Origin of the sequence: Staphylospora marina, assembly GCF_003856495.1 — a bacterium.
Classification (GTDB): Bacteria; Bacillota; Bacilli; order Thermoactinomycetales; family Thermoactinomycetaceae; genus Staphylospora; species Staphylospora marina.
This window is the reverse complement of the sequence record NZ_CP034118.1, coordinates 715,004-741,629: the sequence shown is the minus strand read 5'-3', so window position 1 is coordinate 741,629 and position 26,626 is coordinate 715,004. Positions and strand designations below refer to the sequence as shown.

The following is a 26,626-nucleotide window of genomic DNA, read 5'->3' as shown; positions in this document are numbered from 1 at the left end:
ACATGAGACCGGGATCAAGGCTTTGTCTTCATTTCTTTCTGAGCACCGCCCGGACCGGGCTGCCGTCCCCGCCTTCCACACGGAGCGGGAAAGCGAACAATTCATATTCTCCTTCCTCCACCCGGGACAGATCCGTCGACTCCAGCAAATGGATGCCAAACCGGTGCAGGCTGTGATGGGCATCCAGGCTTTTGCTGTCCACCGGATCGACGGACGGCACATCCAACCCCAAAAGACGAACCCCTTTTTTCGCCAGAAACGGAGCGGCATCCGGCCGAATGAAGGTGAACGTTTCCGGAAAGACGGAAGGATCCTTCCAGGAATCGGTGCGGATCAGAAGCCGTTCGGTTCCGTCCGGCACTTTCCCCTCCAGATCCGAAGCTCCGATGCTGCCGCGCTCCGGCAGACGGACAACCAGCGCCGGACCGGCATACAGGGACAGATCCACCTCGTGCATTTTCTTTCCGGCCTCGTCAAAGTGAAACGGCGCATCCACATGCGTGCCGGTATGCGAGCTCATCACCCACCGCCCGACGTTGACCGACCCGCTTTGCTCTTTGGTCCAGGAAAGCTCGAACGAAAACGGGGTATCCCCCGGCCAGACGGGCATGCCGGCATGCAACGGCCGGGTAATGTCGATCCATGCCATCAGGCCACCACCCCCCTCTCGTTTTCATATTGCTCATATTTCTTCTCATCCATGATGGCCTTCAGACGGCGAATCGCTTCCAGAACGTCGCCGAACGAGGTGTAAAGGGCGACGGGAGCCAATCGGATCACGTTGGGGGCCCGGAAATCGGGAATCACCCCGTCCGCCTTCAGTGCTTTGCAGATGCGGGCGGCTTCCGGATGTTCCAGCGCCACGTGTCCGCCCCTGCGATTTTCCTCCGTCGGGGTGCCGATGTCAAACCCGTATCCCGCAAGCTCGGTTTCCACGAGTTCCATCATCCAGTCCGTCAACTGAAGGGATTTCTCCCGGATCCGGTCGATGCCCGCTTCATGAAAGATTTCCAGGGAGCCGATGAGCGAAGCCGTCGACAGAACATGCGGGGTGCCGATCTGCCAGGCTCCCGCTTCCTTGGCCGGCGTGAAATCATGGCTCATGTCGAATTGTTTCTGCTTGTCCGATCCGAACCACCCGGCCAGTCCCGGCGATTTTCCGTGGTGGCGTTCGTGAACAAACAGCGCCGCCACCCCTCCCGGACCGCTGTTCAGGTATTTGTACGTGCACCAGAAGGCGAAATCCACGTCCCAATCATGGAACCGATGCGGGACGGCTCCGGCCGAATGGCAGGCATCCCAGCCGGCCACAATGCCGCGGGCCCGGGCCTCCCGGGTGAGTCTTTCCACGTCCAGGATCTGCCCGCTCCGGTACAACACCGTCGGAAGAAGCATCAGCGCCACCTCGTCGGTCATGTGCGCGATGATGTCCCCTTCATCCAAACAGCGACCGTCCCGGCTCTTCACCCGGATCAAATGTTCTTCGGGATCAAGCCCCCGAAGTTCCAACTGGCTTTTGAGAGCGTAGATGTCGGACGGAAAATTCAACTCGTCAGCAAGGATTTTGGTTTTCCTGCCCTCCGGCTTGTAAAACGTGGATACCAGCTGGTGCAAGTTCACGGTGGTGGAACCGGTCACCACCACTTCATGCTCAAGGGCTCCGACCAAGGGAGCCATTTTCGCGCCCAGGCGTTCCGACAACCAAAACCAGGGATGCTCTCCCTCGGTCCAACCGTCGATGCCGAGTTCTTTCCATGACTCCAGCAACTTCAGCACGGACCGTTCCGCTCTGCGGGAAAGAAGTCCCAGGGAATTGCCGTCCAGATAGATGACCCCTTCTTTGAGATAAAATTCGCTTTTGAATGAAGCGAGCGGATCCCGTTCGTCCAGCAAACGCGCCTTTTCCTCTGATCTCATTTTGTTCCCTCCATTCCTCTCCATCCCGGACGCATACTTCGGGGTTGCTTCGGGATACACTCATGGAAAACACGATGATCCTGTCTCATCGCGCGCCGGCGCATATTCGCACCGACGCGCTTCGGAGCAAATGTTCCCTCTTGCCTTGAAATCGCTTTCAAGCCGCGGGGCCCGAAGATTCTTCCACTCTTCTCAAAGCCGGGTGCGCAGATCCCAAAGCTCCGGGAAAAACCGTTGATCCAGCACGCCCTTCAAATACGGAACCCCGGAAGATCCGCCCGTTCCCCGTTTGAATCCGATGACCCGCTCGACGGTTTTGAGATGACGGAACCGCCATTGCTGGAGCCAGTCCTCCAGATCGATCAATTTTTCGGCCAACTGGTACAAGTCCCAATACTTGTCCACGTTTTTGTAAACGGTCATCCAGGCTTCCTCCACGGACGGATGCGGCTGATAGGGCTGGGTCCAATCACGGTCCAACACGCCCGGATCGACCGGAAGACCCGCTTTCGCCAGCTGCTGGATGGAGATGTCATACAGGCTGGGGGACTCCAACGCTTCCCTGATTTTTTCGAGCAGTTCCGGATCCTTCTTGTAAATCTCCATGATGTGATGACTCTTGTTGCCGAGATAAAACTCGATCATCCGGTACTGCCACGATTGGAATCCGGAAGCTTGTCCCAACTTGTCGCGGAACTCCATGTATTCCGCCGGTGTCAACGTGGACAACACGTCCCAGGATCGGATGATCTGTTCCTGGATCCGGGACACCCTGGCCAGCATTTTGAACGACATCGACAATTCGCCACGGTGGATGCAATCCATCGCCGCCTTCAACTCGTGAATGATCAATTTCATCCACAGCTCGGAAGTCTGATGTATGATAATGAACAACATTTCGTCATGATGGCCGGACAATGGATGTTGGCTGGACAACAGAGAGTCAAGCCCCAGATATTCTCCGTAAGTCATCCGGTTCAAAAAATCGGTGTAAATCCCTTTCTCAGGCAATTCGCCGCGCGTATGTGAAGAATTCATGTGGCTCCCTCCCGTTTGATACTGTTGCGTAACAAGCAAAGTTACGAATTCAATACCAGTTTAACACGAAAAAAGACATGATAAGAAAGAAGAATTCGTATAAAGGGAAAATTTTCTATTAGAATCTTCTTTCAACTCCTGTTATATTAACTGTAACAATATGAAAAATAATATTTCTTTTCCCGAATTTGATGCCGACCGGCGTTGTTCCTCAGCTTCTTGCATCCACTTTTTTGCAAGAATGAAAAAACAGGAACCGCAAATTTCGCAGGTCGGAGGACCCGGCTTATTTCGCCGAGCTAAACTTTTTGCTGAAAAAGCAATTGAAAGGAGGCGATGGATATATTTATTTTGAATTGTTGTAATAATGTTATTTTTACTCTATACTAAAATAATAGAGGATTTTTTCTAGGCAAAGTGTAAAATATATTTGCAAGTTTCCAACGATTGCGTCTCAAGGGGGTACACACATGAAGAAAGTCTTGTCCATGTTCTCCGTCATCGCTCTCCTTTCAGCAACAGCCATCGGATGCGGAGGCGGCGGTCAAACCGCAAAAGAGGAAACGATCAAGATCGCCACGCAATCCCCGTTGTCCGGCAACAGCGCGACACTCGGTGAGGCGATCAAACTCGGAGCACAAATGGCTTTGGAAGAAAATAAGGAAAAATTCAAACAAATGGGCTTCAACATCGAACTGTTGCCGATGGATGACCAAGGCGACCCGAAAAAAGGCGTGGCCAACGCCCAACAAATCGGCGCTGACCAATCCGTCCTGGGCGTTGTCGGTCACCTGAACTCCGGCGTGGCCATTCCGTCCTCGGTCGTCTACGAGAAGTTCAAACTGGCCATGGTCTCTCCGGCCAATACCGCGATTGAGATCACGGAGCGCGGCATGAAGTCGGTCAACCGGATCTGCGCACGCGACGACTTCCAGGGGCCGGCAGCCGCGGCATATGCCCTCAACGACCTGAAAGCGAAAAACATCTTCGTCATCCAGGACAAAACCGCATACGGCCAAGGTCTTGCCGATAACTTCAAGTCGGCCGCCGAAAAGATGGGTGCCAACATCGTCGGATATGAAGGCATCACCATCGGTGAGAAGGACTTCAACGGAGTGCTGAACCAAGTGGCCGCCAAGAAACCCGACCTGGTCTACTTCGGTGGTCTGTACGCGGAAGGTGGGATCCTGGTCAAGCAAGCCCGCGAAAAAGGTCTGAACATTCCGATCATGGGTGGCGACGGTCTTGACTCCTCCACCATCGTTCAGATCGCCGGCGACTCGATCAAAAACACCTTCTACACCTCCGTCGCGGCTGACGTGTCCAAATCCCCGAAAGGGAAAGAATGGGCCGACGCTTACGAGAAGAAATTCGGCAAAAAACCGGAATCTTTCTCCTTCTACGGTTATGATGCCATGGGCGTCCTGCTGAAAGGTCTGGAAGATGCCATCAAACAAAACGGCAACAAAAAGCCGACCCGCGAGCAAGTGATGAACGCCGTTCGCGCCATCCAGGACTATGAAGGCGTCGCAACCAAAGTGGCCTTTGACGAAAAAGGCGACAACAAATACGCCAAAGTGTTCATCTTCAAATTCGACAATCAAGCCTATCCCGGTACGTTGGTGGGCGAAAAGAGCAAAAACTGATCCGATCTTGACGGGGAAAAGAGGTGACGGACTCACACTCTGCCACCTCTTTCCTTCTTCTTGAATCCATGCACCAACTCATGATACACATCGCCATTGCATTTTTCATCCAACCGGGAGGGAAACGACATGCAGGAAGTCTTGTCCACCCTGCCACAAGTCCTGATCGACGGCCTGATCCTGGGTGCGGTCTATGCGGTCGTGGCATTGGGATATACCATGGTTTACGGAATTCTTGAATTGATCAACTTCGCACACGGGGAAATTTTCATGGTCGGCGCGTTCATCGGGACGGCGGCACTGCTTTCTTTCCAAACCGCCGGACTGCTGGGAGCGATGCCGCTGTGGCTCTCGTTGTTGATCGTCATTCTGATCTCTTCTCTTTTGACCGGACTCCTCGGAGTCGGAATCGAAAGACTGGCTTACCGGCCTCTGCGGACGGCCCCGAAACTGATCCCGCTCATCTCCGCCATCGGGATCTCGTTCCTGCTGCAGGACATCGTGCGCTTCATCGCCGAGCTCAAAACCGGAAACTACATCGTGACCGGTCCCAGCCTGTACGTGGAAAAAATCACGATTCCGTTCTCGTCCCTCTGGGGAGGGTTTCATGATGTCGGCTTCAAAGCCAACTCCCTGATCGTGATCGGCGTGGCCATTCTGATCATGATCGGACTCGATCTGTTCGTCAACAAGACCAAATGGGGCATTGCCATGCGCGCCGTGGCACAGGATCGCGAAACCGCCCAACTGATGTCAATCAACGTGAACAAAGTGATCGCGCTCACGTTCTTCATCGGATCCTCGATCGGCGGAGCCACCGGTGTGCTGTATGCCCAACAATACTCCACGATCGATCCGTTCATCGGATTCATTCTCGGACTGAAGGCCTTCACCGCCGCCGTGCTCGGAGGAATCGGAAACATCCGCGGCGCGATGTTCGGGGGCCTGGTCATCGGCATGCTGGAAGTGTTTGCGGCTTCCAACCTGAAAGTGCTGACCGGCGGGGCACTCGGCGCGGAATACAAGGACGTTTTTGCATTCATGATCCTCATTCTGGTGCTCCTGTTCAAACCCGAAGGCCTGTTCGGACAAGCGGTCAAGGAGAAAGTGTAGGTGATACGGAATGGATAAGCTCAAGTCATACTCGTCCAACAAAATGTTCCAGATCGGGATTTTGGCCTTGCTCGTCATCACCTCGGGAGCCGGTGTGTACTTCATGGAAAAATCGGTCACATCGTTCCTGCTGCTATTGGCTTCGCTCCTGCTCCTGTACTACACATCGTTCTCCGATCGGGTGAAATGGCTGATCGCTCTCGGTCTCCTGGTGGTCGTCATTCCTCTGGCCACATCGGGAAGTCCGTCGCAACAGGCTTACATGGAAGTGGCCGTCCAAACCGGCATTTACATCGCCATGGCTCTCGGACTGAACATCGTCGTCGGTTTCGCGGGGTTGCTCGACCTCGGGTTCGTGGCGTTTTTCGCTATCGGTGCTTACACGTACGCCATCTTTGCTTCACCGCATGCCCAGAATCTGTTCTCTTCCGACACCTTCCCGCTGTCCGGTGAATGGTTCTGGCTGTTCATCCTGATCGGCGGATTCTTCGCCGCCGTGTTCGGAGTGCTGCTCGGCATTCCCGTTCTGCGCGTGAAAGGAGACTATCTGGCCATCGTGACCCTCGGCTTCGGGGAAATCATCCGGATTGTCTTCAACAACCTGGACAAGCCGGTCAACATCACCAACGGCGCGATGGGGCTGTCCTCCATCCAGCCGGCCGAACTGTTCGGCTACCAATTCACCTATTCGCACCAAATCTATTTCATCGTGCTGGCCATCCTGGGACTGGTGATTTTCGGCGTCCGCCGCGTGGAACACTCCCGGCTGGGCCGTTCCTGGAAAGCGGTGCGCGAAGATGAGATCGCCGCACAGGCGATGGGAATTCCGTTGGTTCGCACCAAACTGTGGGCGTTCGCGATCGGTGCTTCCTTCTCCGGACTGATGGGCGTCGTCTTCGCCGCCAAGCAACAATTCGTCGACCCGACCAGCTTCACGCTGCTGGAGTCGATCACCATCTTGGTCATGGTGATTTTGGGCGGCATGGGAAGCGTGCCGGGCGTCATCCTGGGAGCTTCGATCATCACGATTCTGAACCTGCAGATTCTGACGGAGCTCACCGGCTGGCTGAACACGATGTTCGCCGTTCCGGACGCACTCTCTCCGGCCAAAATGCAGAAAATGCTCTTCGGCATCGTTCTGGTGCTGATCGCGGTATATCGTCCGCAGGGACTGATCCCGGCCAAAAACCGTTCCGTTGATCCCGCCAAACTCAAAGAACCGGAAGACGCCGCACAAGCCGGGCGGCCGACTTCTGCCTGAGATTTCGGCAAAAGGAGGAATTCCCTGTGGCTATTCTCAAGACAGTCGGTCTCACCAAGACGTTCGGCGGTCTGACCGCCGTGAACAAAGTGGATTTTGAAGTGAAAAAACACTCCATCACCTCGGTGATCGGCCCGAACGGTGCAGGAAAAACCACATTCTTCAACATGATCACGGGCATTTACGAACCGGATGGCGGTGACATTCTCCTGAACGACAGTTCGATCGTGGGAAAAAAGCCCAATGAGGTGACCGCCCTCGGGATTGCCCGCACGTTCCAGAACATCCGTCTGTTCAAAGAAATGACCGTTATGGAAAACGTGATGGTCGGCATGCACATCAAGCTGAAGGCTGACTTCTTCAGCATCCTGGCCAATCTTCCCTGGGTCAGAAAGGAAGAAAATCACGCTTCCAAAGAAGCGTATCGCCTGCTGAAGTACGTCGGACTGGAAGAACACCTCAACCAGAAAGCCAAAAACCTGCCGTACGGGGCCCAGCGTCGTCTGGAAATCGCCCGCGCCCTGGCCACCCGGCCGCAAATCCTGTTGCTGGACGAGCCGGCGGCCGGGATGAACCCGCGGGAAACGAAGGAACTGACCGAACTGATCTCCCGCATCCGTGACGATTACGGCATGACCATCATCCTGATCGAACACGACATGAAATTGGTCATGGAAATCTCCGAGGACATCATGGTTCTGGACTACGGTCAAAAGATCGCTTCCGGCGGTCCGGAAGACATCCGGAACAACCCGCGCGTGATCGAAGCATATCTCGGAAAGGACGCCGTATCCTGACGAGCCAGTGAAAGGAGTTGCAGACTCGATGAGTCTCTTGGAACTGAAACAAGTTAGCGCATACTACGGCCAGATCCGGGCTCTCGCCGACATCTCCGTCCGGGTGGAACAAGGGGAAATCGTCACGCTCATCGGCTCCAACGGTGCCGGCAAGTCTACCACGCTCAAATCGATCTGCGGCCAGGTGAAAACGACGGGGAACATCCTGTTTGACGGCAAGGACATTTCCAAGCTGCCTCCCCACGAAATCGCCACGCTCGGCGTTGCGCACGTCCCGGAAGGCCGGCGGATCTTTCCGCGTCTCACCGTGAAAGAAAACCTGGAGATGGGTGCATTCATGGTGAAAGACAAGAAAGAGATCGAGCGCCGGATGGAACGGGTGTTCAGCTACTTCCCCCGCGTCAAGGAACGCCTCCACCAGAAAGGCGGAACGATGAGCGGTGGTGAACAGCAAATGCTGGCCATCGGACGGGGACTGATGATGCAGCCCAAAATCCTGCTGCTGGACGAACCTTCGATGGGTCTGGCTCCGGTCATTGTCGAGCAGATTTTTGAAATCATCCAGGAGCTGAACAAAGAAGGCATGACCATTCTTTTGGTCGAGCAAAACGCGTTCCAGGCTCTGCAAATCGCCCATCGCGGCTACATCATCCAAACCGGAAACATCGTGATGGAAGACAACGCAGACGCCCTCCTGGGCAACGAAGCCGTCAAAGAAGCATATCTCGCGTGACAAAAAGCGGCCACTGACTGCCTTGGTCAGTGGCCGCTTTCTTTTGCATGGATCGCATCATTCAGTTCCCGCTCAAACACATCCGCCCCGTGCCCTTCCTCCATCTCCACCTTCATGCGCCGCCCGTCACGCGCCACCAGCACGAACACGTCAATCTCTCCGTCCCGGTTCTCCCGTTTGTACCGCTTGACCTCCGTGACCGACGAAAGGGGAAGTTCGAGCATCCGGTCTTCCACCCACCAGATCAGACGCCGGTCCGTCAAGATGCTGACACGACTCCGGTTCGACCACCGGTCGTAATAGGTGATCAGCCGTTCTCCCGGTTCCAGCAGCTTGCGACGCTCCAAAAAAGCAACGGCTTCCCGGTCCAGTTCGTTTTCCATCCGGATCCCGGAAGATTCCGTCCATTTATTCAGCAACGTGGCATCCATCCTGGAAATATGATAAACCGCGGCCAGCCCGACCGACATCACGAATACGAAAAACACAACGGCGAAACCGATCCACCGGGAGTGTTTGCCCGGGTCGGAGGGAAAAGGATGGCCGGCCTCGACGGTTGCTTGTGTGCCTTGTTTCATCTCCACGACAATCGATCCTTTCGCCTCAAGGTTCATTCACTCCAATCATTCGACAAAATCGAACGAATTTCATCCACTTGGAAAAGAAGTTGCAAAAACCGCCCATATTCAGGCATAAATCGGACACAAACGGACGGTTTCCGCTTGAATCGTTCCCGACAAGCGGATCCCGAGTGCAATGACCTTGAACCCAACCGTCAGCGGGCATTCATTCTGCGGATCAGAATCAACAACACCAACAGACCGATCAACACCAGCAGCACCTGAATCCCGATGCGCAACAATTTGGCAAGAAGCACCGCCAAAATGACCAAGCCGATGATCCAAGCCGTTGACCTTCTGCTCATTCCGCCTCCTCCTTCCGAACTTCCGCCAAACAAAAAGGGCCCGAACCGGGCCGATGAGACTCGTCCACACACCGCCGGCGTCCGATCCATGCCCACATCCCCTGCAGGATCAGCGCCGACTCCCGTGCATCTTCACGTCATCCAGACAAACCCGGTCCGGTTCCTTCTCACAGAAAGTGTTCCCGGAACACCGGATCGTGTTTCACCGGGTCAAACTCGATCACTTCGTACTCCGCCACTCCGTTCAGATAATACGGATCTCCCTCGATGATCCGGTCCACTTCCTCCCTCGTCTGAACCCGGAACACCATGACCCCGCCGGTTTTCGAAGTCATCGGACCCGATACGATCAACCGTTTTTCGCGGTATTGTCCGTCCAGATAATCCCGGTGCGCCTTCACATGCTTTTGCACTTCTTCAAACGGCAACTTGTACCTGAGAATCGCCACAAACATGATGTCCTGTCCCCTTCCGCTTCAAGCTGTCATTGTTCATCTTACTTGTTTTGCTCCGGGACATGCAACCAAGTTCAAAGCGAAAAGCATCCGGAACCAATGGTACGACATTCAAATTCGGGCTACAATGATGACGAGACACCAACATCACTGAATCAGGAGAATGCAACATGTGGCTCATCGTTTTTCTCGTCATCTTCCTCGCCTCACTCGGATACTCCCTGTGGGTGGGTCGGGCGCAAAATCCCAAGTGGAACCAACGGTATGTCCGCGACCGGGTGAAACGGATCGTCCTCCTGGGCCTGATTTACCTCGCTTCCCTGCTGGTGGGACTGGCCTTGGTGTGGAATGCGTTTCAGTCATGAATCGGTCTTCGAACCGTTGTTCACCATCCGAAAGCAGCCGGAGTCGCAGGAATAGAAATTTTGGCGTCTCCGGCTCTTCCGATTCCTGACTCAACCTTGTCCGTCTGTTCCTTTCCCCACAAACATAGGATGAACTGAAACCAGACAAGGGAGGAGAGCTTTCATTGAATCAAACGGTTCTCATCACCGGTGCCTCCGAAGGCATCGGCAAAGAGTTGGCCAAGCTGTTCGCCGAAAGCGGCCATCATCTGGTCCTTGTCGCCAGAAACCGCGAGAAGCTGAACCGGCTCGCCGATGAACTGTCCGACGCTCATGGTGTCCGCATTCACGTGCATGATTACGATCTCAGCAAGCCCCTCGCCCCGGCCGCCCTCGTACATACCCTGGAAGAATCGGGGATCACCGTCGACATGCTGATCAACAACGCCGGATTCGGCCTGTACGGCGAATTTGCCAAGCTGGATCCGGACCATCAGCTGAACATGATCGATCTGAACATCCGCTCTCTCACCGACCTCACGCATCGCCTCCTGCCCGGCATGCTTCAGCGGGGGCACGGCCGGATCATGAACGTCGCTTCCGTGGCTGCCTTTCAACCCGGCCCCTTGATGGCCGTCTACTATGCCACCAAGGCATACGTGCTTTCCTTCAGTGAGGCACTGGCCAACGAACTGAAGGGAACCGGCGTCACCGTCACCGCCTTCTGTCCCGGACCGACCGCCACCCGCTTCACGGAACGCGCCGGTCTCGAGCAGTCCAAACTGTTCCAAAGCGGCGCCATGACCGCCGAAGAAGTGGCCCGCATCGGTTACAAGGGATTCCTCGCCGGCAAGACCGTCATCATCCCCGGCTTCCGCAACCGCCTGCTGGTCACCGTCGGCCGTTTTCTCCCCCGCAAAACCCTCACCGCCATCATCCGTCAGGTGCAGGAGCGCAGAGTTCAATAAACCGAAAAAGGACGCACTCCGAATTTCGGGAGTGCGTCTTTCTTTATTCCTTGCCACAGAAAACATTCTCAAAAAAATACTGGATGAATCATGAATTTTCAGTAAAATGTAACTTGTCGGAGAAAAAACAGGAAATTTCCCGAATCATTGTCGAAAGGAAGACGAAGTGCCGGATGGACAAGTTCTGCTCCCTTCCACATCGCAGCAGATTCAGTTCCAGACGCGGCTCTTCCACCATTGAATACGTCATCCTGATGGCCGTCGGTCTGCTGTTCGCCACGATTCTCCACTCCATCATCAACGGAGAGGAAATCCGTCAGATCCTGGCGGACAAAGTGATGGAAATCATTTTGGGCAAAGAACAGAAACCACCGCCAGAAAAACCGGACAACAAACCTCAGATTCCGAAACTGCCTTCGGGTTCCGTGCCGAAACCGGCTCAGGTGAAAACCGCTTCATTCAAACCGGTCGCCACCCCCCATCTTGACCAGAAACACCCGATGCAGTACACGGATTGCGGGGCCGAAGATTGCACGGAAGTGATCAGCCGTTACACCCACCGCCCGCACGGATCTTTGGACGACCACAACGTCACCGATTTGCAGATGGCCATGTTCGCCACGTTTGCTTACGGTGATATGGATTGGGTACAACAAAAACATTTGGAACAATATTTGGGAACAGACAGCTGGATGGAAGATCCACAATTCAGAGTTGAAGACAAAAACGGCTTCGCGGCCAAAACCTTTGTCAACAAAAACGAGAATACGGTTTTGATCAGTTATCGGGGAACCGACGAATTTTTGCGTGATGCCGGTGATGATCTTCACTTGGTGTTCAGGGACCATATTGAACAGGAAGAATCCGCGGAGAAATATTATAAAGAAGTCACCGCCAAATACGGGGACTTCAAAGTCATCCAAACCGGCCATTCCCTCGGAGGGTATCTGGCTCAAAGCGTGGCCGCCAAGTACAATGTTCCGACCGTCACGTTCAACGCTCCAGGAAAGAATCACCGCTCGCGTCCGGACCTCGAATTCGCCAACCGCAACGGACTGCTGGATGATCTCATTCACAATTATGTCATCCGTGACGACATCCCCGGAAATGTCAACATACATATCGGCAAAACCTATCTTCTCAACACCCCCAATGAACAAAAAAACGTCGCTTCCCGCAACGATTATGAAGAGGCTCCGGGCCTGTGGAAGAACCTGCGGGAAAACAGTCTGAAAAACCACTCGATCGCTCATTTCAGTGGAATTCACGGCGGAAAACTTTCGAAAAAGTTCGCCCATTACCGCAAGTATTATGATCAAAACGGGTATATCGTGCCGAGAAATTCAATAAAGGAGATTCGAGCTCCATGAAACAATCCGTCCATTCACTGGTGGCATCCCTTCTTTCCCTGTTCGCACCGGGGGCCGGTCAAGTGTATGCCGGCAGAATTTGGACCGCGATTCCTTACATGGTGGTTTATTTCGGCTTGTATCTCACCCATCTCTTCAATCCCTACGTGGTGATCAAATGGCTGTGGGCCTTGAGAATCGTTGCCATGCTGGATGCCGGGATCTACACCTGGATGAAATTTCGGAAAGATGCTTCTTTTTTCCAACCGGGAAAAATGTTTTGGATTCGCAGTGGGGCGGCCGTGATGTCGGGAGTGCTGGTTTTCATGTCCCCGATCTGGTATTTCAGCTCCTTGTTCCGGGAAGCGCTCAAAGAAGAATTCACCCCCAAAAAAGATACCGAAATGCTCAAACGGGAAGTTGAACAATATCTCGAAAAAAAATACGGGAAAAAGTTCGTGGCGGAGCATGTATCCTACATGCCGTTTGTTGAATCATATGCCATCCGGGTCCATCCCGTTGATGATCCCGAACTCAAAGTAGGGGTGATTGATCGCGGAACAGAAGAAGGTTTTGATGATACGTATCGGGAAGAAATTTGGGACCGTCAGTTCCAAAAGGAATTTATGCCTGTTCTGAACAAACACTTTCCGGATACATGGAGGAAAGAAATAAGCTTTTCCGCAAATCCCCAAAAATCAGATCTTCTTACCGGTCCGGAAATCCCGTATTATAAAGAAATTCTGAACGAGGATCCTAACTTTTTCATTCTTCATTTGAATCTGAACCTTTACGCAACCACTCCTCCCGAAGAACAATTGTCGAGGATATGGAATTTATTCAAAGAATTAGAGGAAATGGGAGTGACGCGACTCTCCGTTTCCTTTGAGTACTATAAAGAAAGCGTTAAAACATTGGATAAAATTGATATTAACTCTGTGAAACATCTTTCCTACGCCTTTTTTCTCGGAGAAAACGATGTAAAATCTCTCCGGACCGCCGAAGATCTTCAGAAGTATTTGAAAACATATCGGTAACAAAAATTCAATTCCTGTCAATACAGAATTGCATGTGAAGCCAATTCACGTTATAAAAGGAGAGGTTCTTCGCCTCTCCTTCTTCTTTGAACTCAACCAATCGGAGGATTACCCATGGACAACAAACAAATCGGACTCTTCCTGATCTCCACCGTTTTCAGCAAAGAGAAGGATCTTGATCAAGAAGATCTTTCCGAATTCATGGATGAACTGATCGATCTGGTTCAAAAAAGAGGCTGGGTGATAGGGTCAGGGGGTGGTCTGATTGATGACCAGGAGGCAAACACTCTCTTGATTGAATGGATCCCTCATTGCAGTCATTTTGTGATTCCCAAAGACAACGAAGAGGAGGATGCGGAATAAGCAATCTCTGTTGGAAGAGACGCAAATAGACCGGCTGCATGAGTGATCTGTCTTGAATGGACAAAATGGCGGCATCTCATGATCCGAGACGCCGCCATTCCATATTCACTCAATACCTGAATACATCCACATAACCTTCAAAGTAATAACTTGGATATCCGTCAATGATGTCCACGCGATATTGTCCAGGAATCATGTTGGTGAAAGTTGCAACTCCACCAGGGCTGAATTTTTTATAAGCCGTGCAATTTCCGGTTGATGCATTGCACAAGCGAACGGACGCGGCAGTGAGATCATCTTGATATTTTTTTACCCCATTGTTGTAGTTGACACGGTAAACATTGTAAATGCTAAGTTCCACATTTCGTTCGGATGACGTGGTGGAAAAGGTATAATCCCATTTCCCGTCTTCTGTTGCCCAAAAGCCTGTACCAACATAAGTTGCAGCAAACGCCTCTGATCCAAAGAACATCCCAAAGGCCAACAACATGGTTCCAAGTGACACGACCAGTTTCTTAAGCATCGATCATCCCTCCATTGTCTTTCTTGAGAGGCATCATCTTTTGCTTGAGAAATCAATCGTCTCCTGGCGAATCCCCATGATTTTGCACCAACCGATCAAAGATTCCGAACGTTTGGTGCGATTTTTATTTCAGCACAGCCCGAACGATAAATTCAAGACTAATTATTCATAATTTTACATACGAATTTTCATAGCGAAGTTCGATAATTCTTTTATGGAAAACATTTCGAAAGCATCAGCCCGTTCAACCGGATTCATAATCGCCTGTTTTTACCCATTTTATCCTCCAATCATCGTACACAAAATGGTTTCTTCACCACCGGTTCCTGTCATCTCTTCCCCAAGTGCTTTTGGTTTCACAAAAATCAGCGGCATCCCATGATCTGAGATGCCGCCATCCTTACGAAAATGACGTGATTCAAGCCTGATCCTCCAAGATTTCCACGAACCCCCGGTTTCCGTCGACGCGGATGCGGGCACCGTCCGGGATGTTGTCGATGGCGCCTTCGACTCCCACGACGGCGGGGATGCCGTACTCCCGGGCCACGACGGAACCGTGCGTCATCAAGCCGCCCACTTCCGTGACCAATGCTTTGGCGGACTGGAAGAGCGGGGTCCAGCCGGGATCGGTGTGAGGAGCGACGAGGATCTCGCCTTCCTTAAGCCGGGATTCTTCGGGCTTGAGAATGACCCGGGCGATCCCCTCCGCCACGCCGGCGGAAGCGGCGGTTCCGACCAACGCGTTCGGGGGAAGATCCTTCACTTTGCGGGTGACGGTGACGATCTCCCCTTCGCTGGTCATCACGCCGGGCGGTTTCATCGATTGGTGCCGTGCGAATTCTTCCTTCCGCCGGGCAACAAGGGTGGGAATGTGTTCAGTGGCCTTCCCTTCGGCCATCCGGATCAGCTCATCCAGCCTCAGAAAGTGGGCATCTTCCGCTTGTTGCAGCAGTCCCCTTTTCACCAGCTCTTCCGCTTCTGCCATGATGGCTTTCTTGCATTCATCGAGTATGTTGACCAACAGATATTTGACATGTTCCCGCAAAGCCCCCGACGCCCGAAAGACTTCAATAAGCCGGCTCACCCGTTTCGCTTTGAAGCCGCGTGTTCCCACCCGCTTCCGGATGCGTGCGGCCGCTTCCAGCGCCTCTTTTTCGCCCTCGGCGAATTTCTTCCGGTGTTCTCCCGGCTTGACGCTCTGCATGTGCCCCAGGATGGACGGGATCAGCAACGTCGGTGCCTCCCGCCAGCGGGGTCGGGTCATGTCGATTTCACCCGGGCATCTCATGCCGTACCGGTCCAGGAATGTCCGGAACGCCTCTGCGAACTGCTCGCCACCCGGCACTTCGGACAGACCGCTCCAGAATGTTTCATCCTTTGCTTCCTGCAGGTATCTTTCCACCTCGGGCCAATCCCGGACGAGATCCGCGAGGTCACCGATCTCGAGCCCCATTTCGCTGGTGACGTTTCCGGAAAAGGATTTGTTCAGCGCATGAAGGTCTGCATCTTCCTTCAGCCACGTGCGAAGCAACAACGTGGAGATCGGGTAACAGGCGATAAACGGTGCAAATTGAGGCACAACCCGGAGCGCCAGCGAATCCAGCACCCGGTGGACCGTTTCCAGTCGCCGGACGCCGCTGACCCCGTCCAGTGCCGTGCGAACTTCCCCAAGTATCGTTTCCATGCGGCTCTCGACGATGCGTTTGAACCGGTTCGGATCCCGTTTCCAGAGGTTGAGCCAAATCTCTTTGGCCACCGGTGCCACCGCGCGGCGCGCCTTGCGCAGAAATCCCCGCGGCGGCGCATGCCGTTTGAACTCGGGCCTTTCGATCACTTCCCGGACGGCCAGGCTGAGCGATTCATCAAACACTTGACGGAGCACCCGCGGGAAAACCGTCCGGCCGATCCGGGTACGAAGCAGCACGCTGGGGTCGAGATACAGCCGGTTTCCCGCTTCCAAAAACACGACTTTCGGAAACACGGTTCGAAGCACCGAAAGGCCAAGCGGCTTCATCGCTTCCGTCATCATCTGCGCATGCCCGAACGATATCAGCACGCGCAGCGGCTCCCGGGGAATGTCGGGCAACGGATAGAGCGACGTGATCGGGCGGCTTTGCACAATGAAAATGTCCCCGTTTTCGATGCAGAACTCGATGTCCTGGGGCGACCCGAAGTGGGCTTCGATCTTTTTCCCCCACTCGGCCAACCGGAGGATCCGGCTGTCGGACAACACCTGTTTTTTCTGCTGCTCCGGGGACAGCTCTTTTTTCACCGTGCCCCCTTCCGGAACGGAATAAATGGCCACTTTCTTGTCCGACACGGTTTTGTGGATGATCTCTCCGTCTTTCACTTTGTACAGATCCGCCGTCACGATTCCGGACACGAGGGCTTCACCCAGTCCTAAGCCGGCGTCGATGGTGACGACATGGCGATTCCCGCTGACGGGATCCGCCGAGAACATGATGCCGGACACTTCGGGGTTCACCATCCGCTGCACCACGACGGAGAGATGAACCTGGCGATGGTCAAAGCCGTTTTTGGCACGATACACGATCGCCCGGTCGGTGAACAGGGAAGCCCAACATTTCCGGACATGCTTCAACAGTTCATCCCGTCCGCGAATGTTCAGATACGTGTCCTGCTGCCCCGCGAAAGAAGCGGAGGGAAGATCCTCGGCCGTGGCGCTGGACCGGACGGCATAGGCATGTTCCTTGCCGACCCGTTCCCAAGCGTGGATGATTTCCTCCCGCAGATGTCCGGGGATTTCCAGCGACAACAGCGTGGAACGGATCCGTTCCCCAAGCTCCCGAAGCGTTTCCAGATCAGCGGGATCGAGGGAATCCAGTTCCTCGAAGAACCCTTCCATTTCGGGGCAAGTTCCGATGAACTCCTGATAGGCCCGGGTCGTCACGCAAAATCCTCCCGGCACGGGAAAACCGGCCTTCATGAGCTCACCGAGATTGGCCCCTTTTCCGCCGACACGCAACAGATCCGACTGATCCACTTCATGCAAAAAAAGGACGCTGGCTGTCATCCCGAGGACTCCTTTCCGACGTTGTCGTCCGATAAGACCATGGATATGATTTCCGAACTCGCCGCACTCGCCGGGATCTTCCTCCCTTGCCCTCATCATACCATGTGTTGCAAGAAAATTATAGTGAGTACTCACTTTATTTTTTTGCGTTGATGATATGAAACTCGAGGGTTGCTGTCGTTTTTCTGTCGACTGATGGGATTTCCCACCCTCGAATGTTCAAGAACTTTTCAAATAATCAAGATTCATTTATAATTCGCATTAGAACGCCTTTGTGTTGTCACGATTTTCCGCTCCACACATCACCACCCATCATCCGGGGAGGGACGCCTTTTGTTCAGAGCATTTGCCGGAAAACCGATTCGCGCGTTGTCTGTCGCTCTGTCGGTCGTGTTGTCCCTGACGGCTTGCAGTTCCGGCGCTTCGCCTTCGGATCCGTCCAAGACCAACCAGGTGGAAATTTTCAGCTGGTGGACGGGCGCGGGTGAGGAAGCCGGATTGAAAGCCCTGATCGACGTGTTCAAACAGAAACATCCCGACATGGAAGTGATCAACGCGGCGGTGGCCGGAGGTGCGGGCACCAATGCCAAGACGGTGCTGGCCACGCGGATGCAGGCCGGAGATCCGCCGGACACGTTCCAGGTGCACGGAGGATCGGAGCTGAATGACAGCTGGGTGGCGGCCGGCAAGATGGAGCCCCTGGACAGCCTGTATGAACAGGAAGGGTGGAAGGACAAGTTCCCCGCCGCCCTGATCGACTTGGTGAGCAAAGACGGACACATTTACTCCGTTCCGGTGAACGTGCACCGGAGCAACGTGCTCTGGTACAACAAAAAAGTGTTCGACCAACACGGTCTGAAACCACCTGCGACGCTGGACGAGTTTTTCACGGTGGCCGAGCAGCTGAAAGCCAAAGGCGTGACCCCGCTGGCCCTGGGGGACAAAGAGCCCTGGGCGGCGACGCATCTGTTTGAGTCCGTGCTTTTGGCCACGCTGGGTGCCGAAGACTACGGCAAGCTGTGGAAAGGACAGCTGTCCCTGGATGATCCGCGCATCCGCCAGGCATTTGAACACTTCAAGAAGATGCTGTCTTACGCAAACACGGACCATGCCGCACGCAACTGGCAGGATGCCGCCCAACTGGTGGCCAAGGGCGACGCGGCCATGAACGTGATGGGCGACTGGGTGAAAGGATATTTCACCACGGACTTGAAACTGGCTGCAGGCACCGACTTCGGCTGGGAACCGTCACCGGGAACCGGTGGAATGTTCCTCGTCGTGACGGACACGTTCGGTCTGCCGAAAGGCGCCAAACACCCGGACGCCGTCAAGAAATTCCTGGCGGTGTTGGGATCGGTGGAAGGGCAGGATGCATTCAACCCGCTGAAGGGGTCCATCCCGGCCCGGTTGGATGCGGACGTTTCCAACTATGACGAATACGGCAAGCAAACGATGGAACAGTTCAAAACGGATCAGTTGGTACCCTCGCTGGTCCACGGCTCCGCGGCACCGGAAGGATTCGTCACCGCGTTCAACCAGCTGATCAACACGTTCGTGACGCAAGGAAACGTGGATCAAGCCATTCAGGGTCTGAAACAGGCCGCCGCACAAAACGGTTTGGCGAAGTGAACCATTCCCCGGGCGGCAGCCGGTTTTTCCGACGCCCGGGGCCACTTTTGCAAGGAGGCTGAAGCCGTTTCATGAACCGCCACGAGAAATCGTCCGCCCCCGCCGCCTTGCCGCTTGTACGGAAAAACCGGGAACGCCTGGCGGCCTTTCTGTTCATCCTTCCATCCGTCCTGCTGATCGCCGTCTTCGTGTACGGGTTCATCGGCTGGACCGGATGGATTTCTTTCACCCGTTGGAACACGTTTGTCCCCGATTTCACCTTTGCCGGTCTGGACAATTACCGTTTCCTTTTTTCCGATTTCCGCTTTCTGTCCGATCTCCGGAACACGGTGGTGTTCACCGTCCTGTTCATCGTCTGCTGCCTCCTGCTCGGTCTCGCGCTGGCCCTGCTGCTGGACAGCCGGATCCGGGGAGAAGTCTGGCTGCGCAATCTCTTTCTCTTTCCCATGGCCTTGTCGTTCATCGTGACGGGTGTGGTGTGGCAGTGGATCTTCAACCCGTCCACGGGCATCAATTTGCTGCTGAAAAAACTGGGAGTGGAGGAACCTCCCCTCTGGTACATCCATCCGGAAGTGATTCCGGGCGTGCAGTGGGGACCGATTCAAATCGGGGTGCCGCTGGCCCTCCTGGCGGTGATCGTCGCGGCGGTTTGGCAGCTGTCCGGCTTCACCATGGCGCTGTATCTGTCCGGTCTGCGCTCCATTCCGGAAGAAATCCGGGAAGCCGCCCGGGTGGACGGCGCCTCGGAATGGCAAGTGTTTCGCCATGTCCTGCTCCCTCAACTGAAACCGGTCACCATCAGTGCGATCATCATCCTCGGACACATCTCGCTCAAAATCTTTGACCTCATCTATGCCATGACCGGTCCCGGCGCGGGCTTTGTCACCGACATGCCCGGCGTCTACATGGTGGAGACCACGTTCAAAGGGAACCACTACGCGCACGGAGCCGCCATTTCCGTCATCATGCTTCTGTTGGTCACCCTGTTGATCCTGCCTCAGCTTCTCTCCGGGGGAAGGAAGGAGGCATCCGGCCGATGACCCGATCCCTCAGTCGCTTCGGCATCTACGCCATCCTCATCCTCTTGGCCTTGTGTTTCCTCGTTCCCGTCTACGTGGTGGTCGTCACCAGCCTGAAACCGGTGCATGAAGCCACCCTGGAAAACATGTGGAACCTTCCCTCCGCCTTCGATCTGAGCAGCTACGGCGTCGCCTGGGAGAAACTCTCCCCTCATTTTTGGAACACCATTCTGCTGGCCGTCCCCGCCACGGTGCTGTCCGCCCTGCTGGGTTCCCTGAACGGGTACGTATTCGCCAAATGGCGCTTCAAAGGGGACCACGTCCTGTTCACCGCCATCTTGTTCGGGATGTTCATCCCGTACCAGAGCATCCTGATCCCGCTGATCCGTTTTTTGCAGAGCATTCAGCTGTACAACACCATTCCCGGTTTGATCCTCGTCCACGTGGTGTACGGTCTTCCGATCACCACCCTGATTTTCCGCAACTTTTACGCCGCCGTGCCGAAGGAGATCATCGAATCGGCGCAAATCGACGGCTGCGGCATCTGGAGCGCGTACCGGCGCATCATCCTGCCGCTCTCCGTTCCCGGCTTCGTCGTCACGGGCATCTGGCAATTCACCCAGATCTGGAACGAGTTCCTCTTTGCCGTCACCATTACCAACACAACCAATCAGCCGATCATGGTGGCGCTGCAAAACTTGTCCGGCAGCCAAATCGTCCAATTCAACGTCCAGATGGCCGGCGCGCTGATGGCCGCGCTGCCCACCCTGCTCGTCTACATCTTCCTGGGAAGGTATTTCATTCGCGGTCTTTTGGCCGGTGCACTGAAAGGATAAAAAGCAAGCGTACCTCCCTCGCCATCAGCGGGGGATTTTTTTCGGAAGATGTCCGATTCTTCGCCTCCCGTGTTACAATGTGAGTCGAAACCCTATCCGCGTTCAAAAAAGCGCCGTATAATGCGGCCGCGGCCGGATCAAAGGATGACTCACATCATGAAACGGATCGACCTTTCATCCTGGAAGAGGCGTCAACACTACGAGCTGTTCCGGCGGATGGACTTCCCCTGGTTCAGCCTCACCGCCAACCTGGACATCACCCGGTACAGGCGGTTCATCAAGGAGCGAAACCTGCCGTTTTTCCTGTCCGTGCTCCATGCGCTGACAAAGACGGCCAACGCGATTCCCGAATTCCGCCTTCGCATGCGGGGGGACGAAGTCATCGAGCATGACGTGGTGCATCCGTCCTTCACCCTGATGACCCCCTCCGGCATCTTCGTGTTCGCGGATGTCGCCTGGCACGAGTCCCTGGAAGCGTTCGTCCGTGCCGGCCTGCCCGTCATGGAAGAGGCGAAGAACCGGGAAACTTTGAACCCCGACGACGAACCCCGGGATGACCTGATCTACGTCACCAGCATGCCGTGGGTGTCGTTCACTTCCGTCACCCATCCGGTTTCCCTGAAAGGCGGCGACTGCATTCCCCGGTTCGCGATCGGCAAGTATTTCACCCAAGACGAAAAGATCCTGCTCCCGCTGAACATCCAGGCTCACCACGCCCTGCTGGACGGTGAACACGTGGGACGCTTTTTCCGGCGCATGCAGGAAGCCATGGATGCCCCGACCGGGTAAACATTCCATGTCCATCATGCTACAATGTGGAAAATATGCTCAAAAGGAGTCAAGCCATGAAACAGGTCGACGTGGTCGGCGCCGTCATTCGCAATGAATCGGGAGACGTTCTCTGTGCGTTGCGTTCCGAAACCATGTCCATGCCCAATCTGTGGGAATTTCCCGGCGGCAAGATCGATCCGGGGGAGACACCCGAAGAGACGCTGGTCCGCGAAATCCGCGAAGAACTGGGGTGCGACATCCGAGTGGGCAACATGGTGGAAGACACGTTGCATGACTATCCCGGCGTCCGGGTGCGGCTCATCACGTATGAAGCCACCATCATTCGGGGAACCCCCGTTCCGCGGGAGCATGCCGAGCTGCGGTGGTTGCCGGTGAGCGAACTGGAAACCCTGAATTGGGCGCCTGCCGACATCCCCGCCGTAAAAAAAATCGTCCGCGAACAGGCCGTCAAATGACGCAGTCCGTTCGCGGACGATTTCGTTTGGAGACTCAAAACCGGTTGAACATCTCGGGATGGTACTGCACCATGTCCCGGAGCTCTTCCGTGATCGACTCCGTTCCCAGCTCCTTGTGAAACGCATCCATCAGAGGTTCGTAGTACTCCATCAAAAAGCGGAAATACTTCTCCTCCACTTCCCGGTCCTCTTCCTCACCGGGCACAGGGATCACCTTGGCCATGTCATTGATGAGGTCCAACACTTCATGGGAAATGAAGAGCAAATGCCTGGGGACCAGCTCTTTCACCACCTGAACATACAGGTCCCGGGCTTCCTCCCCGTACGCCCGGTTCCCCGAATCATCGTAAAGGAAGAAGGCATGATTCATCCGGAAAAACACTTCGGCCATCTTCGTGTACGCTTCCAACTTGCGTTCATACACCCTCGAATGCGCGAAACTCCGGCGGTTTTGCCAGTTGGACCGATAGTTCGCCACCAGCGTCGCCAATACCGTCGCCGCACCGACCAGTGCCGTGATGATCGCGGCATTTTCTTCCGCATTCAGATTGGCGGCTTTCCACCACCTCACCCCGAAATACGCGAGCACGGAGACAAGGGCGATCACCAAAAGCACCAGAAGCCCGTTGCCCACCCAGCGGGGCCCTTGCCGCTTCGCCCGTTGCAGGGACGACTCAATCCGCCGCCTTCTCTGCATGCTGCGCAGCTTTTTCAATTTCTGCTCCTTTCGACCGTTCCATCGGCGATCCTCCGATGAAGATTCCCCCTCTTTCCGCTCCAACAGCTTCAATCGGCTTGTCAGAAAGTGCATGGGATGCACTCCTTTCTCTCCACAGAAGAAAACAGGCCCGAATCAATCACGATTTCGTGAAGATCGGCCTGTTTTCATAGTGAAAGGAATTGATGGACTTGTCAACGGATGAGGTCGATGAAAATGTGTTCAGGAATGGTATGATGAAGGCGCCAAGTGATATTCATGGGTTTGTCGCCATGGCTGGAAACATAATCGACTTCCCCTAGATACATAAACGGGAGAGTCAAGCCATGCATTTTTTCAAATTTGCGAACGAACAAATGGATGTGTTTCCCTCTCTCTTTATGTAACACGTAGTCTTTTCCTCTCATGGATTCATGTGAAGTTTGGTTTTGACTCTGCCAATGGAAATGCGATGGATCGATGAAATAGTCCTTATATTTGAGGTGCTCGGCCACTGACTCGCCCTTGTTTAGATTGACAAAGAGGAAATAATGATCTCCAACGCAACTGACTCCCTCACGCCAAGAGCCCTCTTTGTCTTTTGAACCTGACAAAACAAGAACATCGTTTCGCGTATAGTTTTGATACAGAATAAACGGTTGCCCATCTCCCAAGGACCGTTCAGGTTGGTACCCTCTGCGGTATTCAATGAGCCCATAATCGATACGCTCTCGCACATATTCCAAGACTTGCTCGTCCTGGAGCCATGAAACAAATGAAGGATCCACGTTGAATACTTCATGCTCCACGCTTCCAAAACTCCATGACTGCTTTTTATAAGGCTGTGAGCAACGTTCCATAGCACGCAAAATACGGTTCATGTGTTTTTCCTTGTCCAACTGTAAGCAAAACTTCTTTTCTAGTCGTGAAAGCACATCTTCGACTGTGATGGAGCCTTTCTCCATGGCCCATTCAAGCAAGATAAACTCATAGGGCCACTTCAGAGGAAGCATCTGCTCCAATCGTTGAACCACTTCCAGACCATATGGATGTTGAAGCAGTTTCTCATCGAAGGATGAAAGGTCCTTCATTCTTTCTTTCGTTTTTACCCATGACCCATACTTTTGGATGAAAAATGTGACACTTGGAGCGTTTTCTGTGTATAAAAAGTCGATCAGCTCCGGAGAGCGCCCCAAATCCTTCTTAAACTGCTCGTACAGATTTTTTAGCATCTCGTTGGAATCCATTTTGATCTGCTCAATTCTTTTCAGAATCTCCTTCTGAGCAATCGGCTCTAAATCGACATACGATCCACCAGGTAAATCTGCAAATTCATGTTGAACAGCGATTCGAAGGGAGTCCCGGTCAAAAGCCCGATGATTGGTTTGGCCTGAAAGTGCCAGCGGGATGACAAAGGACTTGTGGCAATTTCCGATAAAATCCAATATCGTGACAAACTCTTTCCCTTCAGTCTTTCGCAGTCCACGGCCTAGCTGTTGCATAAAGACAGTGGGTGATTCGGTGGGTCGAAGGAAAAGAATCAAATTACACTTCGGAATGTCGATGCCTTCATTGAAGATATCCACCGTAAAGATTATCTGAAGAGGGTCATGCTCATCTTCCAATCGCTGAACCATCTTTCTCCGATATTCCGGCGAATGTTTCCCCGTGAGGCTGACTGCAAGAATTCCACGTTGAGTAAACTGCTCGGCCATATATTCCGCGTGTCGCACGCTGGCGCAAAATCCTAGCGCGATCATGCGATCTCCATCATATCCATACGTCCGGATCATATCCAAAATGTAATCGACGCGCTTGTTCGTACTCAGGGCGCGCGTGAGATCTTCTTCATCATAAAGGCCGTGTACACGCTTTACTTTTTCATAGTTCACCGTATCATCGGAAAGCCCAAAATAATGAAATGGCACAAGCAAATCATGTTCAAGGGCATCTCGAAGCCGAATCTCGTAGATCACATGATAATCCACCAAGCGAAATACATCTTTTCCATCAGCCCGTTCTGGCGTTGCGGTCATTCCCAGCAAGAAATGGGGAGAAAAATAATCAAGGACCTTTAGATAACTATCAGCACCTGCACGGTGAAATTCGTCAACAATGATATAGTCAAATTCATCTTTTTCAAATGCATATAGCGTATCATCTCTACTTAAGGTTTGAATGGTGCTAAACAGGTATGGCCGATGGACTTGTTTTTCATTGCCCGTTAGTTTTCCAAAGAGATCGTCCCGTCCAAATACATGTGAAAATGTTTCCATCGCTCGATCTAACAACTCTTCACGATGAGCAATAAACAACAAGCGCTTCGGCTTCACATCAAACACATCGAATGCTGACAAATAGGTCTTCCCCGTACCCGTGGCTGCGATAATCATCCCTTTTTTGTGGCCATTCCATCGGCTTTGCTTCAATGCTTTCAACGCTTGTTCTTGCATCCCATTCGGTTGAACGGGTGGAGATGACCGATCAGTGAGATATATGGGTTTCGGCTGTAACAGGACTTCACTCTCTTTCTTCTTCATCTTCGCTTGCTGAAAGACCATCTGATATTGATTCAACCACGCCTCGTCGATGGCGATGGCCTTGCGGTCTTCCCATGTTTGTTGAAACTTTTGCTTGGCCTGATCATAGATGGGCAAATAACCTGCACTCGGTATTTTCACATTCCACTCATACCCATTGCGTAACGCAGAATGCGACAAGTTGGATGAACCAATGATTACGGAGTTCAGTCCAGAATCTCGGTGGAAGAGGTAGGCTTTCGTATGGAACGATTCACCCTCTGTTTGATAAACCCTCACTTCAACATTTGAAAAGCCGAGCAATTTCTTCAAAGCCTCGGGCTCCGTAATATTCATGTACGTCGAAGTCAAAACTCGAACGCGCTTGCCAAGGCGTTCTAATTCTTGAAGCGGACGAATCAAAAGCTGAACCCCAGACTTTCGCACAAAACTAACCATAAAATCCACTGAATCTGAAGTGAGCATCTCAAACTTCAAGGATTTAAAGAAATTGTTCATTGTCTGCGACTCGTTGGCGATCAACTGCAGTTTCGTCAGTGATTGATCATAGATCACTGGAAATTCCTGTTGATCAAATCGGTACATAATCTTCGAAAGTGGTAAGCTTAGTTTTTCATGAGCATCTTTCTCTACTAATTCACCGATCTTTTGAACGAGATCCAGCATTTGCACATGTTTCGCTTCACGAATCAGTTTCCGAAACCGGTGTTCTAATTGACGAGCCGTATGATGAATCAGCGATTCAAGATAATCACTCGGGCTGAGCGGCAGCACAACTTGCTGATCAGGATAGGCTTTGTTTTCTCGTTTGATCTCCTCAAAGATGCCTTTTTGCTGGGTCATTCCGAGTTGGTCCTCCACTTCTTCATAAGACTTTCTCTTTCATACTGACCCCGATTGAAATGTGGAATCATCCCAATATTATCAAATCAATTGATGCTTTATTGCATGGTTTCATGTGATATAATTATTATTATTCATTACGGATCGTGTCATTGATCAATGGAATAGCTCCGCCTAAAAGAACAGTGCCGGCATGGGAAAAGCTCCCTGCCGGCTCTTGTTGTGCCACGAGATGTTCCACCATGGATGCAACTCAAACGGATTTACCATCACTATTCTTCATGTCATGCCCTCTCTTTCAAACCACCGTGA

General features: G+C 53.3%; 25 protein-coding genes. 15 read left to right on the top strand and 10 right to left on the bottom strand.

Annotated elements, in window-relative coordinates; all coding sequences use genetic code 11:
- Positions 1-28 precede the first annotated feature (28 nt).
- The 3 genes from kynB to kynA form a co-directional block, all read right to left on the bottom strand.
- Positions 29-649 (bottom strand): arylformamidase, encoded by a 621-nt coding sequence (gene kynB, locus EG886_RS03815; RefSeq protein ID WP_124726900.1) that lies wholly within the window; start codon positions 647-649, stop codon positions 29-31.
- Positions 649-1,917 carry a kynureninase gene (gene kynU / locus EG886_RS03810; RefSeq protein WP_241154362.1) on the bottom strand — a complete coding sequence of 423 codons (1,269 nt, stop codon included), beginning with the start codon at positions 1,915-1,917 and terminating at the stop codon, positions 649-651. The genes kynB and kynU overlap by 1 nt, the downstream gene beginning before the upstream one ends.
- Before the next feature lie 192 nt (positions 1,918-2,109).
- On the bottom strand, positions 2,110-2,955 hold the full coding sequence (gene kynA / locus EG886_RS03805; RefSeq protein WP_124726898.1) for a tryptophan 2,3-dioxygenase: 846 nt from the start codon (positions 2,953-2,955) through the stop codon (positions 2,110-2,112).
- A gap of 470 nt (positions 2,956-3,425) precedes the next feature.
- Between kynA and EG886_RS03800 the strand changes: the two genes are divergently transcribed.
- From EG886_RS03800 to EG886_RS03780, 5 genes are all read left to right on the top strand, one after another.
- Complete coding sequence (locus EG886_RS03800; RefSeq protein ID WP_124726897.1) at positions 3,426-4,601, top strand: branched-chain amino acid ABC transporter substrate-binding protein; 1,176 nt, start codon at positions 3,426-3,428, stop codon at positions 4,599-4,601.
- 129 nt (positions 4,602-4,730) lie between these two features.
- On the top strand, positions 4,731-5,714 hold the full coding sequence (locus EG886_RS03795; RefSeq protein ID WP_124726896.1) for a branched-chain amino acid ABC transporter permease: 984 nt from the start codon (positions 4,731-4,733) through the stop codon (positions 5,712-5,714).
- Positions 5,715-5,724: 10 nt separating this feature from the next.
- Positions 5,725-6,975, top strand: coding sequence for a branched-chain amino acid ABC transporter permease (locus tag EG886_RS03790; protein WP_124726895.1), 1,251 nt, complete (start codon positions 5,725-5,727; stop codon positions 6,973-6,975).
- 26 nt (positions 6,976-7,001) lie between these two features.
- Positions 7,002-7,772, top strand: a complete 771-nt coding sequence (locus tag EG886_RS03785; RefSeq protein ID WP_124726894.1) for an ABC transporter ATP-binding protein — start codon at positions 7,002-7,004, stop codon at positions 7,770-7,772.
- A 28-nt stretch (positions 7,773-7,800) separates the two neighbouring features.
- Complete coding sequence (locus tag EG886_RS03780; RefSeq protein WP_124726893.1) at positions 7,801-8,505, top strand: ABC transporter ATP-binding protein; 705 nt, start codon at positions 7,801-7,803, stop codon at positions 8,503-8,505.
- A gap of 26 nt (positions 8,506-8,531) precedes the next feature.
- Here EG886_RS03780 and EG886_RS03775 read toward each other — a convergent pair whose 3' ends face one another.
- From EG886_RS03775 to EG886_RS03770, 3 genes are all read right to left on the bottom strand, one after another.
- Positions 8,532-9,089 carry a hypothetical protein gene (locus EG886_RS03775; protein WP_124726892.1) on the bottom strand — a complete coding sequence of 186 codons (558 nt, stop codon included), beginning with the start codon at positions 9,087-9,089 and terminating at the stop codon, positions 8,532-8,534.
- Between the two features lie 191 nt (positions 9,090-9,280).
- On the bottom strand, positions 9,281-9,430 hold the full coding sequence (locus EG886_RS13650) for a hypothetical protein (RefSeq protein ID WP_164491638.1): 150 nt from the start codon (positions 9,428-9,430) through the stop codon (positions 9,281-9,283).
- 167 nt (positions 9,431-9,597) lie between these two features.
- Positions 9,598-9,885 (bottom strand): YciI family protein, encoded by a 288-nt coding sequence (locus EG886_RS03770; protein ID WP_124726891.1) that lies wholly within the window; start codon positions 9,883-9,885, stop codon positions 9,598-9,600.
- Positions 9,886-10,055: 170 nt separating this feature from the next.
- Between EG886_RS03770 and EG886_RS03765 the strand changes: the two genes are divergently transcribed.
- From EG886_RS03765 to EG886_RS03745, 5 genes are all read left to right on the top strand, one after another.
- Positions 10,056-10,250 carry a hypothetical protein gene (locus tag EG886_RS03765; RefSeq protein ID WP_124726890.1) on the top strand — a complete coding sequence of 65 codons (195 nt, stop codon included), beginning with the start codon at positions 10,056-10,058 and terminating at the stop codon, positions 10,248-10,250.
- Positions 10,251-10,414: 164 nt separating this feature from the next.
- Positions 10,415-11,197, top strand: coding sequence for an SDR family NAD(P)-dependent oxidoreductase (locus tag EG886_RS03760; RefSeq protein ID WP_124726889.1), 783 nt, complete (start codon positions 10,415-10,417; stop codon positions 11,195-11,197).
- A 173-nt stretch (positions 11,198-11,370) separates the two neighbouring features.
- Positions 11,371-12,567, top strand: a complete 1,197-nt coding sequence (locus tag EG886_RS03755) for an Mbeg1-like protein (RefSeq protein ID WP_164491637.1) — start codon at positions 11,371-11,373, stop codon at positions 12,565-12,567.
- Positions 12,568-12,629: 62 nt separating this feature from the next.
- Entirely contained in the window at positions 12,630-13,583 is a 954-nt protein-coding gene (locus tag EG886_RS03750; RefSeq protein ID WP_124726887.1) for a hypothetical protein, read from the top strand.
- 114 nt (positions 13,584-13,697) lie between these two features.
- Positions 13,698-13,946 carry a hypothetical protein gene (locus EG886_RS03745; RefSeq protein ID WP_124726886.1) on the top strand — a complete coding sequence of 83 codons (249 nt, stop codon included), beginning with the start codon at positions 13,698-13,700 and terminating at the stop codon, positions 13,944-13,946.
- Positions 13,947-14,055: 109 nt separating this feature from the next.
- Here the strand turns inward: EG886_RS03745 and EG886_RS03740 are convergent, their stop codons facing one another.
- The gene (locus EG886_RS03740; RefSeq protein ID WP_124726885.1) at positions 14,056-14,469 is read right to left on the bottom strand and encodes a hypothetical protein; all 414 of its coding nucleotides are present in this window, start codon (positions 14,467-14,469) and stop codon (positions 14,056-14,058) included.
- Between the two features lie 418 nt (positions 14,470-14,887).
- Positions 14,888-17,503, bottom strand: a complete 2,616-nt coding sequence (locus tag EG886_RS03735) for a phosphoenolpyruvate synthase (RefSeq protein ID WP_124726884.1) — start codon at positions 17,501-17,503, stop codon at positions 14,888-14,890.
- 333 nt (positions 17,504-17,836) lie between these two features.
- Between EG886_RS03735 and EG886_RS03730 the strand changes: the two genes are divergently transcribed.
- The 5 genes from EG886_RS03730 to EG886_RS03710 all read left to right on the top strand — a co-directional run bounded on the left by EG886_RS03730 (position 17,837) and on the right by EG886_RS03710 (position 22,234).
- A complete protein-coding gene (locus EG886_RS03730) occupies positions 17,837-19,132 on the top strand; it encodes an ABC transporter substrate-binding protein (RefSeq protein WP_241154361.1) in 1,296 nt (431 codons plus the stop codon).
- A gap of 71 nt (positions 19,133-19,203) precedes the next feature.
- Positions 19,204-20,172, top strand: coding sequence for a carbohydrate ABC transporter permease (locus tag EG886_RS03725; protein WP_124726883.1), 969 nt, complete (start codon positions 19,204-19,206; stop codon positions 20,170-20,172).
- A complete protein-coding gene (locus EG886_RS03720) occupies positions 20,169-20,987 on the top strand; it encodes a carbohydrate ABC transporter permease (protein WP_124726882.1) in 819 nt (272 codons plus the stop codon). The genes EG886_RS03725 and EG886_RS03720 overlap by 4 nt, the downstream gene beginning before the upstream one ends.
- Positions 20,988-21,143: 156 nt before the next feature.
- Positions 21,144-21,776, top strand: coding sequence for a chloramphenicol acetyltransferase (locus tag EG886_RS03715; protein WP_124726881.1), 633 nt, complete (start codon positions 21,144-21,146; stop codon positions 21,774-21,776).
- 56 nt (positions 21,777-21,832) lie between these two features.
- Positions 21,833-22,234 carry a (deoxy)nucleoside triphosphate pyrophosphohydrolase gene (locus EG886_RS03710; protein WP_124726880.1) on the top strand — a complete coding sequence of 134 codons (402 nt, stop codon included), beginning with the start codon at positions 21,833-21,835 and terminating at the stop codon, positions 22,232-22,234.
- A 34-nt stretch (positions 22,235-22,268) separates the two neighbouring features.
- Here the strand turns inward: EG886_RS03710 and EG886_RS03705 are convergent, their stop codons facing one another.
- Both EG886_RS03705 and EG886_RS03700 read right to left on the bottom strand, forming a co-directional pair.
- A complete protein-coding gene (locus EG886_RS03705) occupies positions 22,269-23,045 on the bottom strand; it encodes a hypothetical protein (RefSeq protein WP_124726879.1) in 777 nt (258 codons plus the stop codon).
- Between the two features lie 101 nt (positions 23,046-23,146).
- Entirely contained in the window at positions 23,147-26,314 is a 3,168-nt protein-coding gene (locus EG886_RS03700) for a DUF3427 domain-containing protein (RefSeq protein ID WP_124726878.1), read from the bottom strand.
- Positions 26,315-26,626 lie beyond the last annotated feature (312 nt).

Coding starts and splice junctions, on each gene's coding strand:
- kynA (WP_124726898.1), bottom strand. CDS start 2,955: ATGAATTCTTCACATACGCGCGGCGAATTGCCTGAGAAAGGGATTTAC.
- EG886_RS03725 (WP_124726883.1), top strand. CDS start 19,204: ATGAACCGCCACGAGAAATCGTCCGCCCCCGCCGCCTTGCCGCTTGTA.
- EG886_RS03740 (WP_124726885.1), bottom strand. CDS start 14,469: ATGCTTAAGAAACTGGTCGTGTCACTTGGAACCATGTTGTTGGCCTTT.
- EG886_RS03765 (WP_124726890.1), top strand. CDS start 10,056: ATGTGGCTCATCGTTTTTCTCGTCATCTTCCTCGCCTCACTCGGATAC.
- EG886_RS03705 (WP_124726879.1), bottom strand. CDS start 23,045: ATGCACTTTCTGACAAGCCGATTGAAGCTGTTGGAGCGGAAAGAGGGG.
- EG886_RS03755 (WP_164491637.1), top strand. CDS start 11,371: ATGGACAAGTTCTGCTCCCTTCCACATCGCAGCAGATTCAGTTCCAGA.
- EG886_RS03720 (WP_124726882.1), top strand. CDS start 20,169: ATGACCCGATCCCTCAGTCGCTTCGGCATCTACGCCATCCTCATCCTC.
- EG886_RS03800 (WP_124726897.1), top strand. CDS start 3,426: ATGAAGAAAGTCTTGTCCATGTTCTCCGTCATCGCTCTCCTTTCAGCA.
- kynU (WP_241154362.1), bottom strand. CDS start 1,917: ATGAGATCAGAGGAAAAGGCGCGTTTGCTGGACGAACGGGATCCGCTC.
- EG886_RS03745 (WP_124726886.1), top strand. CDS start 13,698: ATGGACAACAAACAAATCGGACTCTTCCTGATCTCCACCGTTTTCAGC.
- EG886_RS03700 (WP_124726878.1), bottom strand. CDS start 26,314: ATGACCCAGCAAAAAGGCATCTTTGAGGAGATCAAACGAGAAAACAAA.
- EG886_RS03795 (WP_124726896.1), top strand. CDS start 4,731: ATGCAGGAAGTCTTGTCCACCCTGCCACAAGTCCTGATCGACGGCCTG.
- EG886_RS03770 (WP_124726891.1), bottom strand. CDS start 9,885: ATGTTTGTGGCGATTCTCAGGTACAAGTTGCCGTTTGAAGAAGTGCAA.
- EG886_RS03780 (WP_124726893.1), top strand. CDS start 7,801: ATGAGTCTCTTGGAACTGAAACAAGTTAGCGCATACTACGGCCAGATC.
- EG886_RS03790 (WP_124726895.1), top strand. CDS start 5,725: ATGGATAAGCTCAAGTCATACTCGTCCAACAAAATGTTCCAGATCGGG.
- kynB (WP_124726900.1), bottom strand. CDS start 649: ATGGCATGGATCGACATTACCCGGCCGTTGCATGCCGGCATGCCCGTC.
- EG886_RS13650 (WP_164491638.1), bottom strand. CDS start 9,430: ATGAGCAGAAGGTCAACGGCTTGGATCATCGGCTTGGTCATTTTGGCG.
- EG886_RS03710 (WP_124726880.1), top strand. CDS start 21,833: ATGAAACAGGTCGACGTGGTCGGCGCCGTCATTCGCAATGAATCGGGA.
- EG886_RS03715 (WP_124726881.1), top strand. CDS start 21,144: ATGAAACGGATCGACCTTTCATCCTGGAAGAGGCGTCAACACTACGAG.
- EG886_RS03735 (WP_124726884.1), bottom strand. CDS start 17,503: ATGACAGCCAGCGTCCTTTTTTTGCATGAAGTGGATCAGTCGGATCTG.